2 protein-coding genes are annotated in these 16,437 nt (G+C 67.7%); both read left to right on the forward strand.

From position 1 onward, the window contains the following. Positions 1-20: 20 nt before the first annotated feature. On the forward strand, positions 21-8,801 hold the full coding sequence (locus tag K940_RS29595; RefSeq protein ID WP_081706534.1) for a non-ribosomal peptide synthetase: 8,781 nt from the start codon (positions 21-23) through the stop codon (positions 8,799-8,801). Continuing rightward, positions 8,801-16,437: non-ribosomal peptide synthetase (locus K940_RS0120605; RefSeq protein WP_036529534.1), on the forward strand; the 7,637-nt coding region annotated here is incomplete at its 3' end. The genes K940_RS29595 and K940_RS0120605, both read left to right, overlap by 1 nt.

Genomic DNA, 16,437 nt, shown 5'->3' on the forward strand with positions numbered 1-16,437 from the left:
CCTGGACCGCTGCGGGGCAGTTGCAGTATCTGGGTCGCAGTGATTTCCAAGTGAAGATCCGTGGTCTGCGTATCGAGTTGGGTGAAATCGAATCCGCATTGACCGCGCTACCAGCCATCTCCCAGGCCGCGGTGGTGGTGCGTGAGGACCACGCCACCGCGCCACACCTGGTCGCCTACCTCGTCACCACACCCACCACCACCACCACCGGCACCGATAGCGACGCCGATGTGGATATCGATAGCGATGCCGGTGTGGATATCGATCGGGTCCGTGGCAGCCTGGCCCGCACCCTGCCGGCTTACATGCTGCCCACCACCTTCGTCGTCCTCGACCGCTTGCCCCTCAACGCCTCCGGCAAACTCGACCGCACCGCCCTGCCCGCACCCGCACCCCGGGCCACCGTCTTGCGTGCCCCCACCACACCGGTCGAGGAAATCGTCGCTGCCACCTTCGCCGAGGTCCTCGGCCTGCCCCGCGTCGGTCTCGACGACGACTTCTTCGCCCTGGGCGGCAACTCCCTCACCGCCACCCAGGTCACCGCGCGACTGTCCACCACCCTCGACACCGACCTCGGCGTCCGCGAACTGTTCGACGCCCCCACAGTCGCAGCACTGGCAGACCGTGCCGAAGCGTCCCGTGGCGCCGGCGCCCGCGCACCGTTGCGGCCGCTGCCGCGTCCGGAGCGAATTCCGTTGTCCCCGGCCCAGCAACGGATCTGGTTCCTCAACCGATTCCATGCCGACGACCGGTCCACGGCCGCGGACGCGATCGACAATATCCCCATCGTGCTGCACATGTCGGGTGACCTCGATGTCGCGGCACTGACCACCGCTGTCGCGGACCTGGTCGCGCGACACGAGACCTTGCGTACGGTCTACCCCGATGGTCCGGATGGGCCGGAACAAGTGATCATGACTGCGGTGGACCCGGACGTCTCGGTCGTGCGGGTGTCGGAATCCGCATTGGCCGGCCAGCTGCACGCCCTCGCGGGGTCCGGTTTCGATCTCACCGCCGAAATTCCGCTCCGCGCAGCGCTGTTCGACGTCTCCGATGCCCAGGACCCCTATCATGTGTTGGCCATTGTCCTGCATCACATCTGCGCGGACGGGTTCTCTCTCGGTCCCTTGGCCGAGGATTTGATGACCGCCTATACCTCGCGTCGGTCGGGAGTGGCGCCGGGCTGGGCTCCGCTGCCGGTGCAATACGTGGACTACACGCTCTGGCAGGCCGAAGTCACCGACAGCGAGACGCAGCTCGACTACTGGCGAGGGGTACTCGACCGGCTTCCCGAGCATCTGGAGTTGCCGACCGACCGCCCGCGTCCATCGGTGTCGTCCTACCAGGGCGCGACCCATCGCCTGCGGATCGACTCCGATCTGCACAGCGAGCTGAGGGAGTTGGCGCGCAAACGGGAGACAACCTTGTTCAGCACGGTCCATGCGGCACTGGCGGTGCTGCTGGCCCGGGTGTCCGGTGGTTCGGACATTGCGATCGGCACCCCCGTAGCCGGCCGTGGCGCGGCGGCGTTGGATCGCTTGATCGGGATGTTCGTCAATACGGTGGTGCTGCGGACCGCCGTCGATTCCCGCGCCAGATTCGAAACCGTGCTGGATGCGGTGCGTGACCAGGACATCGACGCGCTTTCCCACGCCGAGGCGCCCTTCGAGCGTCTCGTCGAGGCGCTCGCCCCCACCCGCGCTCGCAATCGGCATCCACTGTTCCAGGTGGCGCTCACCTTCCAGAACTTCGCTCTGCCCGATGTGCGGTTGCCGGGCCTCCAGGTGCGGATGCACGAGTTCGATTCGCCGGTGGCCGAATTCGATCTGCAATTCACGGTGCTGGAATCGAACGACAAGGACGGTCGCGCGGACGGTCTGGGAATCGAGATCCGCTACGCCACAGAGTTGTTCGACGCGAGCACGATCGCTGTCCTGGGCCGACGGTTCACTCAGGTGCTCGCTGCCATCGCTGCGGACCCTACCGTGGTGGTCGGCGACATCCAGCTGCTCAGTGCCGAGGAGCAGCGGCGGGCGTTGTACGAGTGGGCAGTCGGCGAGGCCGACACCGCGGACGTCACCGGCACTATGGCCGCTCGCTTCGCCCGGGCCGCTGCGCGGCAACCGGCCGTGGTGGCGGTGCGCGACGGTGCCCGCTCGCTGTCCTACGCCGAACTCGACAGCTGGTCCAACCGGTTGGCGCGGCGGCTCATCGCCGTGGGCGTGGGGCCGGAAGCGCTGGTGGCCGTTGCTCTGCCACGGTCGTTGGAGCTGACCGTCGCCCTGCTCGCCGTGCTCAAGGCCGGCGGCGGATATCTACCGATCGACCCCGCGTATCCGCGTGACCGGATCGAGTACGTCCTGAACGATGCTCACCCGATCTGCGCGATCACGGGAACGACCACCGAGTTGCCGCCGGAGTGGTTCGACGGCCCGGTGCTCGACGTCGCTGCACCGGAACTCGATGCGCTCAGTGGCGAGTCGATCACGGACACCGACCGGCGCGGAACGGTGCGCGCCGACCATGCCGCCTATGTGATCTATACCTCCGGCTCCACGGGACACCCGAAAGGTGTCGTGGTGCCGCACGGGAACGTACTGCGGCTATTGGACAACACGCACCGGCATTTCGGCTTCGGTCCGGCGGATGTGTGGACGCTGTTCCATTCGTACGCTTTCGACTTCTCGGTGTGGGAGCTATGGGGCGCGCTGTTGTCGGGTGGAACGCTCGTGGTGGTCGACTACTACACCGCACGTTCGCCACAGCAGTTCCGCGCCCTGCTGGTCGCCGAGAAGGTCACGGTGCTCAACCAGACGCCGTCGGCGTTCTACCAGCTCGTGGCTGCCGATCTGACCGAGCCCGAACCTGCCGACTTCGCGCTGCGCACCGTGATCTTCGGCGGCGAAGCGCTGGAGCCACAGCGCCTGACCGGGTGGCTGACACGCTATCGGCACACTCCTGGGCTGGTGAATATGTACGGCATCACCGAAACCACGGTGCATGTGTCCTATCGCGAGCTCGGCAGTCGGACCGACTCGGCGAGTGTGATCGGCGCAGCACTGCCCGGGTTGACCGTTCGGCTCCTGGACGATCGACTACGGCCCGTCCCGGTCGGAGTGCCCGGCGAGATCTATGTCTCCGGCGGGCAGCTGGCGCGCGGGTACCTGCACCGGCGTGCCCTGACTGCCGGCCGGTTCGTCGCGGACCCCTATGCGAGCGATGGATCGCGCGCGTATCGCTCCGGTGACGTGGCCCGCTGGACTGCCGACGGTGATATCGAATACCTCGGGCGGGCCGACCAGCAGGTGAATCTGCGTGGATTCCGTATCGAACTCGGCGAGATCGAGGCTGCGCTGCTCGATTCGGCCGCCACGGTCCACGAGGTGGCCGTGGTGGTCCGTACCGACCTGGTGGACGAACCGCGACTGGTTGCGTATGTCGTGACCGGAGATGATGCGGTCGATACCGTCGCGCTACGCCACGAGGTCGGTGCACGCGTGCCCGAACACATGGTCCCCTCCGCGATCGTTGCGGTGGACCGCATCCCATTGACGGTCAACGGGAAGCTCGACCGGGCAGCATTGCCCGCGCCGCAGTTCGAATCGACCGTGTATCGGGCGCCGACCACGGCGAGCGAGCGGGTCGTTTCCGAGGTGTTCGCGCAAGTCCTCGGGCTCGAGCGCGAGGTGGGCGCCGACGACGACTTCTTCGCCCTCGGGGGAAGCTCGCTGCTGGCGGCCAAGGCGACGGCCCGGATCGGTGCGGCTTTGGGGCGAACCGTCGGGGTGCGCGCACTGTTCGATGCACCGCGCGTCACCGATCTCGCGGCGGTGGTGAGTGCCGTCGCGATGGGCGATGCCCGCCCAGTGCTGATGGCCGGACCCCGTCCGGAGCGGATTCCGCTGTCTCCGGCGCAGCAGCGCATGTGGTTCCTCAACCGCTACGACCAATCCTCCACGGCCTACAACATTCCCGTTGCCCTGCGTTTGTCCGGGGTGCTCGACGTACCCGCGCTGCAGTCGGCGCTCGGTGACGTGGTTGCCCGGCACGAAGCGTTGCGCACTCGCTATCCGCAGGTCGACGGCGTCCCGATGCAGGTGATCGAGTCCGCTGCTCGGGCAACTCCGGAGCTGGAGCTGGGTGAGGTGTCCGAACAGCAGGTGCCGACCGGGATTCGAGAGCTGGCCGAGACCACCTTCGACGTCACTACCGAGGTGCCGGTACGAATGCGGTTGCTGCGGGTGGACCGGACTGCGGCGCGGCACGAGCGCGACCAGGCAGAGTTCGTGCTCGCCGCGGTGTTGCACCATATCGCCGCCGACGGATCTTCGATCGCGCCGTTCGTACGCGACCTGATGATCGCGTATTCCGCTCGACGAGACGGCATGGCGCCGGCGTGGTCCGCGCCGGTGCTGCAGTACGCGGACTATGCACTGTGGCAACGAGACCTGCTCGGCGTCGAGGACGATCACGAGTCCGTGGCCGCCCGCGAGATCGCATTCTGGACCAAGACCTTGGCCGGACTGCCCGACCAGCTCGCGCTGCCGACCGACCACCCGCGCCCGGTCACACAGAGTCTGCGCGGCGCGAAGGAGCACCTGTCGATCGACCAACAGTTGCACGCGGACCTCGTCGCGCTCGGCAGACGGCATGCAGCGACGTTGTTCATGGTGGTGCACACGGCCTTCGCCGCGCTGCTCGCCCGTTGGTCCGGTAGCGCCGACATCGCCGTGGGTACGCCAGTGGCCGGCCGCGGCGCGGCCGAACTCGACGATGTCATCGGGATGTTCGTCAATACGGTGGTGCTGCGCGTCGGAGTTGAGGCCGGCGCGTCCTTCGACAGTCTGCTGGCGCGGGCGCGCGATGTCGACCTCGCGGCGCTCGACCACACCGCCGTACCGTTCGAACGGCTCGTGGAAGTGCTCAACCCCGTGCGTTCGACGGCGCGACATCCCTTGTTCCAAGTCGGTTACTCGTTCCAGAACCACGACCGCGGGCAGGTGCAGCTTCCCGATCTGGATGTGCACGAGCTGGACTTCGACAGTGGCGTCGCGCAATTCGACCTGCATCTGTTCGTCGTCGACCACTATCACGGCGACGGCCGGCCCGCCGGTCTCGAGCTGACGCTCGGGTACGCCACCGACTTGTTCGAGCCGGTGACGGCGCAACGGTTCATCGCTCAACTGGGCCGAGTGTTGCAGGCAGCCGTAGCGCAACCCGATCTACCGGTCGGTGATATCGACGTGCTCGGAAGCGACCGGGCGTTGGTGTTGACCGAATGGAATCGGACCCGCCACCCGATACCGGACGTGACGTTGTCGGACCTGTTCGACGCGCAGGCCGCGCGCAGCCCGGGCGCGGTCGCGCTGATCGATGCGCACACCGGAGCCGAACTGAGCTACGCCGAGCTCGACGCACGGGTGAATCGGGTGGCGCGCAGGCTCATCGAGGCAGGGATCGGTCCGGAGTCGACCGTGGTCCTGGCGATGCGGCGATCACTGGAGTTGGTCGTCGCCATGTACGCGGTGGTGCGTGCCGGCGGGGCCTATGTACCGATCGATCCCGATCATCCGGCCGAGCGGATCGCGCACATCATGGCCACCGCTGCCCCAGCGGCCGTGTTGACCACTTCGCGCGACACGACGCCGCTGGAAACCAGCTGCACCACAATGGATATCGATCGACTCGATCTCGCGCGCTTCGACTCGTCGCCGATCGTGGACTCGCAGCGAATTCGCCCTCTGCGCCCCGATCATCCGGCCTACGTCGTGTTCACCTCCGGCTCTACCGGCCTCCCCAAGGGGGTAGCGGTCACGCATGCGGCAGTGGTGAACCAGCTGTCGTGGCTTGCCCGAGAATTCACGCTCGGTGGGCATGATCGGGTGCTGCTGAAAACGCCGGCGACATTCGATCTGTCGGTGTGGGAATTCTGGTCTGCGCTGCTCACCGGGGGCCGGTTGATCGTCACCCCGCCTGGAGCCGAACGTGATCCCGACCAGCTGCGCGCACTGCTGCACGAGCACGAGGTGACGATGCTGCACGCGGTGCCCTCGCTGATCGGCATGCTTTTGGCAGTCGAGCCCGACCTACCGCTGCCACCGTCGGTGCGACACGTCCTGGCCATCGGCGAGGCATTGCCACCGGCCACCGCGGCGGACTTCCTGCGTCGCCACCATGGCGCGACCGTGCTGCACAACTTGTACGGCCCGACCGAGGCGGCGGTGTCGATCACCTCGTTCACCGTTCGTGCCGAGCAGCCGCACGCGGTGCCGATCGGTGCGCCCGTGTGGAACAGCCGAGCCTACGTGCTGGATGCGCGCCTGCGGCCCGCGCCGATCGGTGTGCCGGGTGAGCTGTACCTGGCCGGCGCACAGCTCGCGCGCGGCTATCAGCATCGTCCAGGACTGACCGCGGACCGGTTCGTGGCAGATCCGTACGCGGCCGAGGGGCAGCGGATGTATCGGACCGGAGACGTCGTGCGCTGGCGCCCCGACGGCACGATGGAATACCTGCAACGCGCGGACTTCCAGGTGCAGATCGGTGGGTTCCGAATCGAACTCGGGGAACTGGAGACCGTGTTACGGCAGCAGCCAGGAGTAGCCGCGGCGGTCGCGGTATCTCGGACGGACGGGGGTGCGGGAACCCGGATCATCGCGTATGCCGCCGTTCCGGAGGCCGCCGCGGACACCCACGCCGAGCTCGCGATGTCGTTGCGCGCCGCGCTCGCGACGCGGTTGCCCGCATACATGACGCCGGCCGCGGTGATCGTGCTCGAGGCGTTGCCGCTCACTGCCAACGGCAAGATCGACCGCACCGCACTGCCGACGCCGGTCTTCGCCGAAGCCGCCTTCCGCACGCCTTCCAGTGAGCTCGAGCGCCTGGTCGCGGATACCTTTGCGGAGGTCATCGGTCTGGAGGCCACCGTCGACACCCTGAGCGTGGACGACGATTTCTTCGCACGCGGAGGCAATTCGCTGATGGCCACCCGGTTGGCTGCCCGCCTCGGCGCCGCGGTGGGTGGGCGCGTCCCGGTCGCCACGGTGTTCGAAGCGCCAACGGTCGGTGCGCTCGCGCTGCGGTTGGCCGACATCGATCGCGACGGTGCGCGGCCCGCCCTGGTTCGCCGTGCAGACGCCGGACCGACGCCGCTGGCACCCGCGCAGCAGCGGATATGGGTGCTCACCCGGCTCGCCCCCGATTCGTCGGCCTACCACGTCCCCATGGCTTTGCGGCTGCGTGGCGCGGTGGATGCGGCCGTGTTGACCGCGGCGGTCGCGGATGTCCTCGACCGGCACGAACCGCTGCGCACCCGGTACCCGGATACGGCCGAGGGGCCGATCCAAGAGGTGGTATCCGCGCCGGTGGTCGATTTGACACCGACCTCGGTGTCGGATGCGGACCTCGACGCCCGGATCGCCACAGTGGTTTCGGCCGGCTTCGACATCACCGCCGCACCTCCGGTGCGTGCCGAGTTGTTCGCGACCGCGCCCGACGACTACGTCCTCGTCGTGGTACTGCACCACATCGGTGCGGATGGGTATTCGGTTGCACCGCTGACCAGTGATCTGGTCCGCGCTTATGTCGCCAGGTCGGCGGGACGGGCGCCGGAGTGGTCGCCGCTGCCGATCCAGTACCGGGATTTCGGCGCGTGGCACTGGCAGGTTCTCGGCGACGAGGCCGATCCGGACAGTCTGCTCGCTCGTCAACTCGCCTTCTGGAAGCAAGAACTGGCCGGTGCGCCCGCGCTGCTGGCACTGCCCACCGATCGCGCGCGTCCGGCGCGCAGGGACGGGCATGGCGCCGTGGTGATCGAAAACCTCGACCGTGAGCGGGCCGAGGCGCTCGAGCGTCTCGCTCGGGCACACAACGGCACCTTGTTCACCCTGGTGCACAGCGCACTCGCAGTGTTGCTGGCGAAACTGTCGGGCACCACCGACATCGTGGTCGGCGCTCCGGTGGCCGGCCGCGGGGTGCGCGAGTTGGACGAGCTGGTCGGTATGTTCGTCAATACGGTGGCACTACGGACCGACGTCGATCCGCGGGTGAGTTTCGGGGATCTGCTGCGGCAAGCGACCCGCCGTGACCTGGTCGCGCTGTCGCACGCCGACGTACCGTTCGAACAAGTGGTCGAGGCGTTGGGTGTCACCCGCTCCGGCTCCTACCCACCGCTGTTCCAGGTGCTGCTCACCTTCCAGAACATGCCGCGCGGCTCGGTCGAACTGCCTGGGCTGCAGGTCGAGCCGATCGACCTCACCCTGGGCGAAGCGAAATTCGACATCCAGCTCACGGTGGTCCCCCGGTCCGATGACCCACGCGCTGGTCTGGAGCTGCACTTCGGCTATGCGACGGATATTTTCGACGCATCCACCGTGCAGGAGTTCGGAGTCCGGTTGTTGCGGGTTCTCGATGCCGTCGTCGAAGACCCGCGGATGACGATCCGTGCGATCGACATTCGCACCGACGACGAACGACGTCCCCGTCCCGCCGCAACCATGGCCGATCTTCCCGAGCTCGTCGCGCGCGCGGCCGGTGTCGCTCCCACGGCTCCGGCCTTCGAACACGATGGTCGCACGATCGGTTTTGCCGAGCTGGATGCCAAATTCACGGCTGTGGCCAAGGCCCTGGGTACGGCGGCCAAACCCGAATCCCTGATTCATGTTTCGCTCGCCGGGCTGGTGCCCGGCATTCTCGCCGCCGTGGGCGGCAACGGCCTGGCGGCCTTGCTGCAGACCCTGCTCGCCACCGCGGAAACGGTGCTCGCCGACCCGCAGTCGGCTGTCGACTCGGAAGGAAACCGCTGATGAACCACGCCGATTCGGTCGCGTTCGGCACGATCGACGCTCGGTCCGCCCCGGGTGATCGCGCTGCCGCTCTGCGGCGCGCGTATGGCATCGACGACCTGCCCGTCCTGGTGGCGACGGTCGCGCAACAGCAACCGCAGCGGGTGGCACTGCGTCATGGTGAGGTCACCGTCACCTACTCGGCATTCGCCGAAGAGCTCTCGGTGTTGTCGGACACACTGGGAGCGGGACTCGGCGCGGAAGCGCTGGTTCCCCTGGTGGTCTCCAGCCGCGTCCCCGAGCTGTTGGAATCCGGTGACGGCGCGCTCGGCGCAGTCTTGGAGACGCTGCTCGACGATGCCCTCACAGCGGCGCACGACAGCTTGACCGTCACCTCGGCGCCGGTGGAGACGCTGGTGAGTCGGTTCGAGGAGCAGGTTCGGAGAACCCCGGACGCGGTGGCGCTCGACTGCGCCGGCACCACGATGACCTATGCCGAGTTCGACGGCCGAGTCAATGCCTTGGCGCAACACCTGATCGGGCGCGGCGTCGGACCGGACACCGTGGTGGGCTTGGCCGTACGACGCTCGCTCGACCTCATGGTCGGCATGTATGCGATTCTCAAAGCCGGTGGTGCGTACCTGCCGATCGACCCCGATCATCCTGCCGAACGCATCGCCTATGTCCTCACGGTCGCCCAGCCGGTGGTGGTCCTCACCACCACAGGCGACGAGCCGCAGTGGGACGCCGATATCGATATCGTGCGGATCGACCGGTTCGACGGTGAGCCCACACCACACGCACCCGAGATCGCACGCTCCGCCGACCACATCGCCTATGTCATCTTCACCTCCGGATCGACGGGACGGCCGAAGGGCGTCGCCGTGACGCACCGAGCGATCGTGGCGAATCTGCGTTGGCGACAGCGGCTGTACCGGTTGCGAGCCGATGACGTGGTGCTGCAGAAGACGCCGTTCACCTTCGATGTGTCGGTGTGGGAGTTGTTCTGGCCGTTGCAGGTCGGGGCGCGGTTGGCCATCGCCGCGCCGGATGGGCATCGAGACCCCGCCTACCTGGCCCGAATCATCGACGAGCACGCCGTGACCGTGGTCCACTTCGTCCCCTCGATGCTTGCGGTGTTCGCTGCCGTGGCGACGCCGCAGGACGTGGACTCGCTGCGCTTGGTCTTCGCCTCGGGTGAGGCCTTGCCGCCGGCCACCGCGGCGGCGTGGCGTGACCTCAGCGGGGCGACCCTGCACAATCTCTACGGACCCACCGAGGCCGCGGTCGATGTGACCGCACATGAGGTGACCTGCGCGGACAGTGCGCATGTGCCGATCGGCGTCGCTGCCGACGACACCGAACTGCTGGTGCTCGACGACAGCCTGCGTCCCGTGGCGCGCGGTGTGGCCGGTGAGCTGTATCTGGCAGGTATCCAAATAGCTCGCGGGTACGTCGCCCGCCCTGGTCTGACCGCGGACCGATTCGTGGCCAACCCGGAGGGGCCGGTAGGGGAGCGGATGTACCGTACCGGCGACCTCGTGCGCTGGGTGTCCGGCACCGACGGTGCGCCCGACGAACTCGAATACCTGGGGCGCACCGACTTTCAGGTGAAGCTGCGCGGCCTGCGCATCGAGCTGGGCGAAGTCGAGGCAGCTCTTCTGCGGCATCCACAGGTCCGGCAGGCGGTCGTGGTGCTGCATCGACAGGTGAGCGGCGATCATCTGGTCGGCTATGTCGTCGGTGACGCCGATGCTGCGGATACCGCCGCGGTCTTGGCGGCCGTCGGGCGGGAGCTGCCCGACTACATGGTGCCTTCCATGCTGGTTGCACTGGATGCGATGCCGGTCACCGCCAACGGCAAGCTGGATCGCCGCGCGCTGCCCGAACCCGACTTCGGCGCCGCGGCGCCGCGGTACCGTGCTCCCGAGACCGAGGCGGAGGCCACGGTCGCCGCAATCTTCGCCGAGCTGCTCGGTGTGCCGCGGGTAGGGGCCGACGACAATTTCTTCACCCTGGGCGGCAATTCGCTGTTGGCCACCCGCGCGGTCGCCCGAATCGGTTCGGCTCTCGGCGGCGCCGGGGATGTTCGTGACTTCTTCGACCGTCCGACCGTGGCCGCCGTGGCCGGTGCTGCCGCGGCGGTCCGTCCGACGCAGCCGCGTCCGCCACTGATCGCGGGTCCGCGTCCGGAGCACGTTCCGCTCTCGCCGGCACAGCGGCGGATGTGGTTTCTGAATCGGTTCGCCGTCGACACCGAATCGGCCGGCGAACTGGACGCCGCTGCGGTGGACAACATCCCGGTCGCGCTGCGCGTATACGGACCTCTGGAGGTCTTCGCGCTGTCGACCGCGATCACCGATCTGGTGGCCCGGCACGAGGTGCTGCGCACGGTGTACCCGCAGTCGGCGAGCGGGCCGAGGCAGCAAGTGCGGCAGCTGCACGCCGTGCTCGACCTACCGGTGTCGGACGTGTCGGCGGACAGGCTCAGCGAGGCGGTTCTCCAGGTCGCGGGGCAAGGTTTCGATGTCGCCGAGGAGATCCCGGTACGGGTGCGCCTGCTGCGTTGCGGGCCGGAGGACCACACACTGGTGCTCGTCGTCCATCACATCGCGGCCGACGGTGTCTCGCTGGGTCCTTTGATGCGCGACCTGGCGGCCGCCTACGCCGCTCGGCACGCCGGCCGGGCGCCGGAATGGGCGCCGCTGCTGGTGCAGTACGCCGACTACGCGCTGTGGCAGCAGCAGGTACTCGGCGCCGAGTCCGACGCGGATTCCCTGGCTACCCGGCAACTCGCATTCTGGCGTGCCGAATTGGCCGACCTGCCCACACAACTCGATCTACCCGCCGACCGCCCGCGCCCGGCTACCGCGACCCATCGCGGCGCGACATACGAGTTCGCCATCGATGCCGGGCTGCGCGCCGACATCGAGTCCGTCGCGGCACGGTACCGGGCCACGCCGTTCATGGTGCTGCACGCGGCGTTGGCGGGGCTGCTGGCCCGGCTCTCGGGCACCACGGATATCGCGATCGGCACGCCCATAGCCGGTCGAGGTGAAGCCGCACTCGATGAATTGGTCGGCATGTTCGTCAATACCCTCGTGCTGCGTACCGCCGTGGAGGGCGCGAACAGTTTCGCCGCGCTGCTCGCGCAGGTCGCCGACCGAGACGTTCGAGCCTTCGCCCACGCGGACATTCCGTTCGAACAGTTGGTGGAAGCGCTGAATCCCGCGCGCTCGGCAGCGCGGCATCCACTGTTCCAAGTCGCGTTGTTCATGCAGAACATCGGGCCGGTCGCACTGGCCATGCCCGGTCTGCAGACGGAACTGGTCGACTTCGACTCCGGTTCGGCGAAGTTCGATCTCCAGCTGACGGTGTCGGACGCCGAATCCGGGTATCGAGCCGAATTCACCTATGCCACCGATTTGTTCGATGCAGCGACCGTGCGTGAATTCGCGGCCAAGTTCATCCGACTGGTGAGCGCGGCCGTGCACGCCCCGGAGGCGCCGATCGGTGATATTCCGCTGCTGGACGCGGGTGAACTGGACTATGTCACCGCGAGCTGGAATGCCAGCGGGCACACGGTGGCCGATCGGTTCCTCCACGACGGGTTCGACGCGCAGGTGCGCCGCACCCCGGATGCCGTCGCCCTGATGACCGACACCCGACGGTGGACCTACATCGAATTGTCCGACGAAGCCAATCGCCTGGCCCGGATGCTGATCGGGCTCGGCGTGGGTCCGGAGTCACTGGTCGTGCTGGCCATGTCGCGGTCGATCGACCTCGTGGTGGCGATGTACGCCGTGGCGCGGGCGGGCGGCGCATATGTCCCGGTGGATCCCACGCACCCGGCCGAACGGATCGGTCACATTCTGCACACCGCGCGCCCGCAGGCGATCCTCACCACGACGGCGGCCGGGTTCGACTCGGGGGCAACCGAGGTCGACGTGTACTGCGTGGACGAGCTCGACCTGTCGAGCTATGCATCCGGCGCGATCAGCGACCGCGAGCGGCACGGCGTACTGTGCCCGCAGCATCCGGCTTATGTGATCTTCACCTCCGGCTCGACCGGGAAGCCCAAAGGCGTTGCGGTCAGCCATGAGGCCATCGCCAACCAGCTGGCCTGGATGCAGGCGGAGTACCGTCCGGGTACGGGTGACGTCTACCTGCAAAAGACCGCGAGCACCTTCGACGTATCGCTGTGGGGATACTTCTTGCCGCTGCGCACGGGCGCGACCTTGTTGCTGGCTGCGCCGGATGGGCATCGCGATCCGCGCTACCTGGCCGAGGCCATCGCCCACCACGGGGTCACACTCACCGACTTCGTGCCGTCGATGCTCGCCGTTTTCGCCACCCACGCCCGCCCCGGAGAACTCGACACACTGCGTGCGGTATTCGTCATCGGTGAGGCGCTGCCGCCGGAGACGGTGGCCGCGTTCGCGCGGGTATCCGACGCTGGGCTGCACAACTTGTACGGTCCGACCGAAGCGGCGGTATCCATCACCTATCGCGAGGTCACCGGCGTGGACACACCGCTGGTGCCGATCGGCGAGCCGGAGTGGAATTCGCAGGTCTATGTGCTGGACGCGAGGCTGCAACCGGCGCCGGTCGAGGTGCCGGGCGAATTGTACCTGGCAGGTCGGCAACTCGCGCGTGGCTACCACGGCCGAGTCGATCTCACGGCCGACCGTTTCGTCGCCAACCCGTTCGGCGGGCCGGGCACGCGCATGTATCGCACCGGTGACCTGGTGCGTTGGAGCCGTGACGGCGAGCTGATCTATCTGGGCCGCACGGACTTCCAGGTGAAGGTCCGTGGGCAGCGCATCGAACTCGCCGAGATCGAAACGGCGCTGTTGGCCGCGCCCGAGGTGAGTCAAGCGGCAGCCCACGTGGTCCATGGCGCCAGCGGCGGTGTCCTGGCCGGCTACGTGATCGCCGCACCGGGTGAAACGCTCGACCTCGAGGCCCTGAAGGGCAAACTCGCCCAGCATTTGCCCGGGTATATGGTGCCGGCGGCGCTGGTCGAGCTCGATGCGTTCCCGCTCGGAACCAGCGGCAAGCTCGATCGTGGCGCCCTTCCGGTCCCCGCGCCCACGGCGGAGCGGTTCCGCGCCCCGGTGGACGCCGCGCAACGGCTGGTCGCAGCAGTGTTCGCAGAGGTGCTGTCGGTCGAGCGGGTCGGCTTGGACGACGACTTCTTCGCGCTGGGCGGCAGTTCACTGGACGCTACTGCGGTCACCGCACGCGCAGGCGAAGCCGTCGGCGTGCGGATCCCGGTGCGCACCCTGTTCGACGCGGCCACGGTGGAGGGCTTTGCTGCCGAGGTGGAACGGCTCGGCAGCACGGCCGCGCCCCGGCCTGCACTGGTACGTCGGGAAAGGCCGCAGCGGGTACCGTTGTCGCCAGCGCAGCAGCGCTTGTGGTTCCTCAATCGACTCGAGCGTGAGGACGGACTCGACAGCGTCTACAACCTGCCGATCGTGCTGCGGTTGAGCGGTCGGCTCGATATCGGCGCACTCGACAGCGCGGTGCGGGATGTGCTGACGCGGCACGAGACCCTACGCACCATCTACCCCGAGACCGACGCTGGTCCGTATCAGTCGGTTCTGGACAGCGCCGACGTCTGTCCGAGCCTGAATGCGGCGCCGATCGCCCCCGACGCGGTACACGACACCGTGGCCGGGATCGTGCGCGCCGGGTTCGATGTGACATCCGAGCCGCCATCCCGGGTCGTGCTGTTGGCCGTCGACCGGACCGACGAGACCGATGCAGTCCCTGACGACGAGTACGTCCTGGTGGTGGTCGTGCACCATATCGCCGCCGACGCGCTGTCGATGCCGCCTCTGGTCGGTGATCTCGTTCGGAGCTACGCGGCGCGGGTGAGCGGCGTGCAGCCGAACTGGGACGCGTTGCCGGTGCAATATGCGGACTACAGCCTGTGGCATCGGGAACTGCTCGGCGCCGAGGACGTTCCCGGCGACGTGGCCTACCAGCAGGTGCGCTTCTGGCGTGCGGCGCTCGACGGCGCGCCCGCGCGACTGCCGGTGCCGACCGATCGACCACGACCGACCGTGGCGTCGCATCGCGGCGCTGCAATCGAGTTCGTGATCGATCCCGACGTGGTCGTCGGACTGCGAAACGTCGCGCGGCACAACGGCGCGACCCTGTTCATGGCGCTGCACGCGGCATTCGCCGCCACGCTGGCCCGGTTGAGCAGCAGCGCCGACATCGTGATCGGTACGCCGGTCGGCGGGCGTGGGGAGCGCGCGCTCGACGCGTTGGTCGGCATGTTCGTCAATACCCTGGTGCTCCGTACTCGGGTCGAGGCCGGCGCGCCGTTCACGGCAGTGTTGTCCGACGTGCGGGCTGGCGACTCGGCCGCATTCGCCAACGCTGACCTGCCGTTCGAGCGCCTGGTGGACCTCATGGCAGTGGACCGTTCCGCTGATGCACACCCGCTGTTCCAGGTGATGTTCAGCTTTGCGCCGGCAATGCCCGCCATCGCCGATGAGGCGCTGCAGGTTCCGGAGTTGGCGGTGCGCCCGGTCGAGATCGCCGATACCGGAGCGAAATTCGATCTCCAACTGGTGATCGAAGAGCCGGACGGTTCGGCGGGACTATCGGGCAGCCTGCGGTACGCGACCGATTTGTTCGACGCGCAGACCGTCGAGTCCTATGTCGCTCGATTCCAACGAATGCTCACCGCAGTCGTGGCCGACCCGGGCGCTCCGGTCGGTGATGTCGAGGTGTTGACCGCCGCCGAACGCGCGGTGATCCTGCGCGAATGGAACTCCACCACGTACCCGACGAGGGAATCGGAGACGCTCGCTTCGCTGTTCGCGGCGCAAGCCGCCCGGACGCCGGACGCATCCGCGGTGACCTTCGATGCGACGACGTTGTCGTATGCCGAGTTCTCCGGGCGCGTCAACCGGTTGGCCCGCTGGCTGGTCGCGCAGGGCGTCGGACCGGAGTCGCTGGTGGCGCTGAGCGCTCGCCGCTCGATCGACCTGGTGGTCGGTATCTATGCGATCACTGTTGCAGGCGGCGCATACGTGCCCTTGGACCCCGATCACCCCACTGACCGCAGTGCACATATCCTCGGCACCGCCCGGCCGGTGCTCGTGTTGTCGGCGGGCGCCGATCTGGACTGCGGCGTCGCCGAGACCCGGATCGATCGTTTGGATGTGTCGGGGTATTCGGATGCGCCGGTGACCGATGCCGATCGGGGTGGGGTGGTGCGTGGGGGGAATCCCGCGTATGTGATCTTCACCTCCGGGTCGACGGGTCGACCCAAGGGTGTGGCGGTGTCGCATGCAGCGATTGTGAATCGTTTGGTGTGGATGCAGTCGGTGCATGCACTGTCGGGGGCGGATGTGGTGTTGCAGAAGACACCAGCAACGTTCGATGTATCGGTGTGGGAGTTCTTCTGGCCGCTACAGGTCGGCGCCCGGCTGGTCCTCGCCGATCCGGATGCCCATCGTGATCCCGCAGCATTGGCGCGGGTGATCGAAACCGAAGCGGTGACAGTCACCCATTTCGTGCCCTCGATGCTGGCGGTGTTCGTTGCCGATACCAGCGCGGTGGACCGGTGTGGTTCGTTGCGGTTGGTCTTCGCCTCCGGTGAAGCACTACCCGCACCCGCTGCCCAGCTGATGCG

This window comes from Nocardia sp. CNY236 (genome assembly GCF_000482385.1).
GTDB lineage: Bacteria > Actinomycetota > Actinomycetes > Mycobacteriales > Mycobacteriaceae > Nocardia.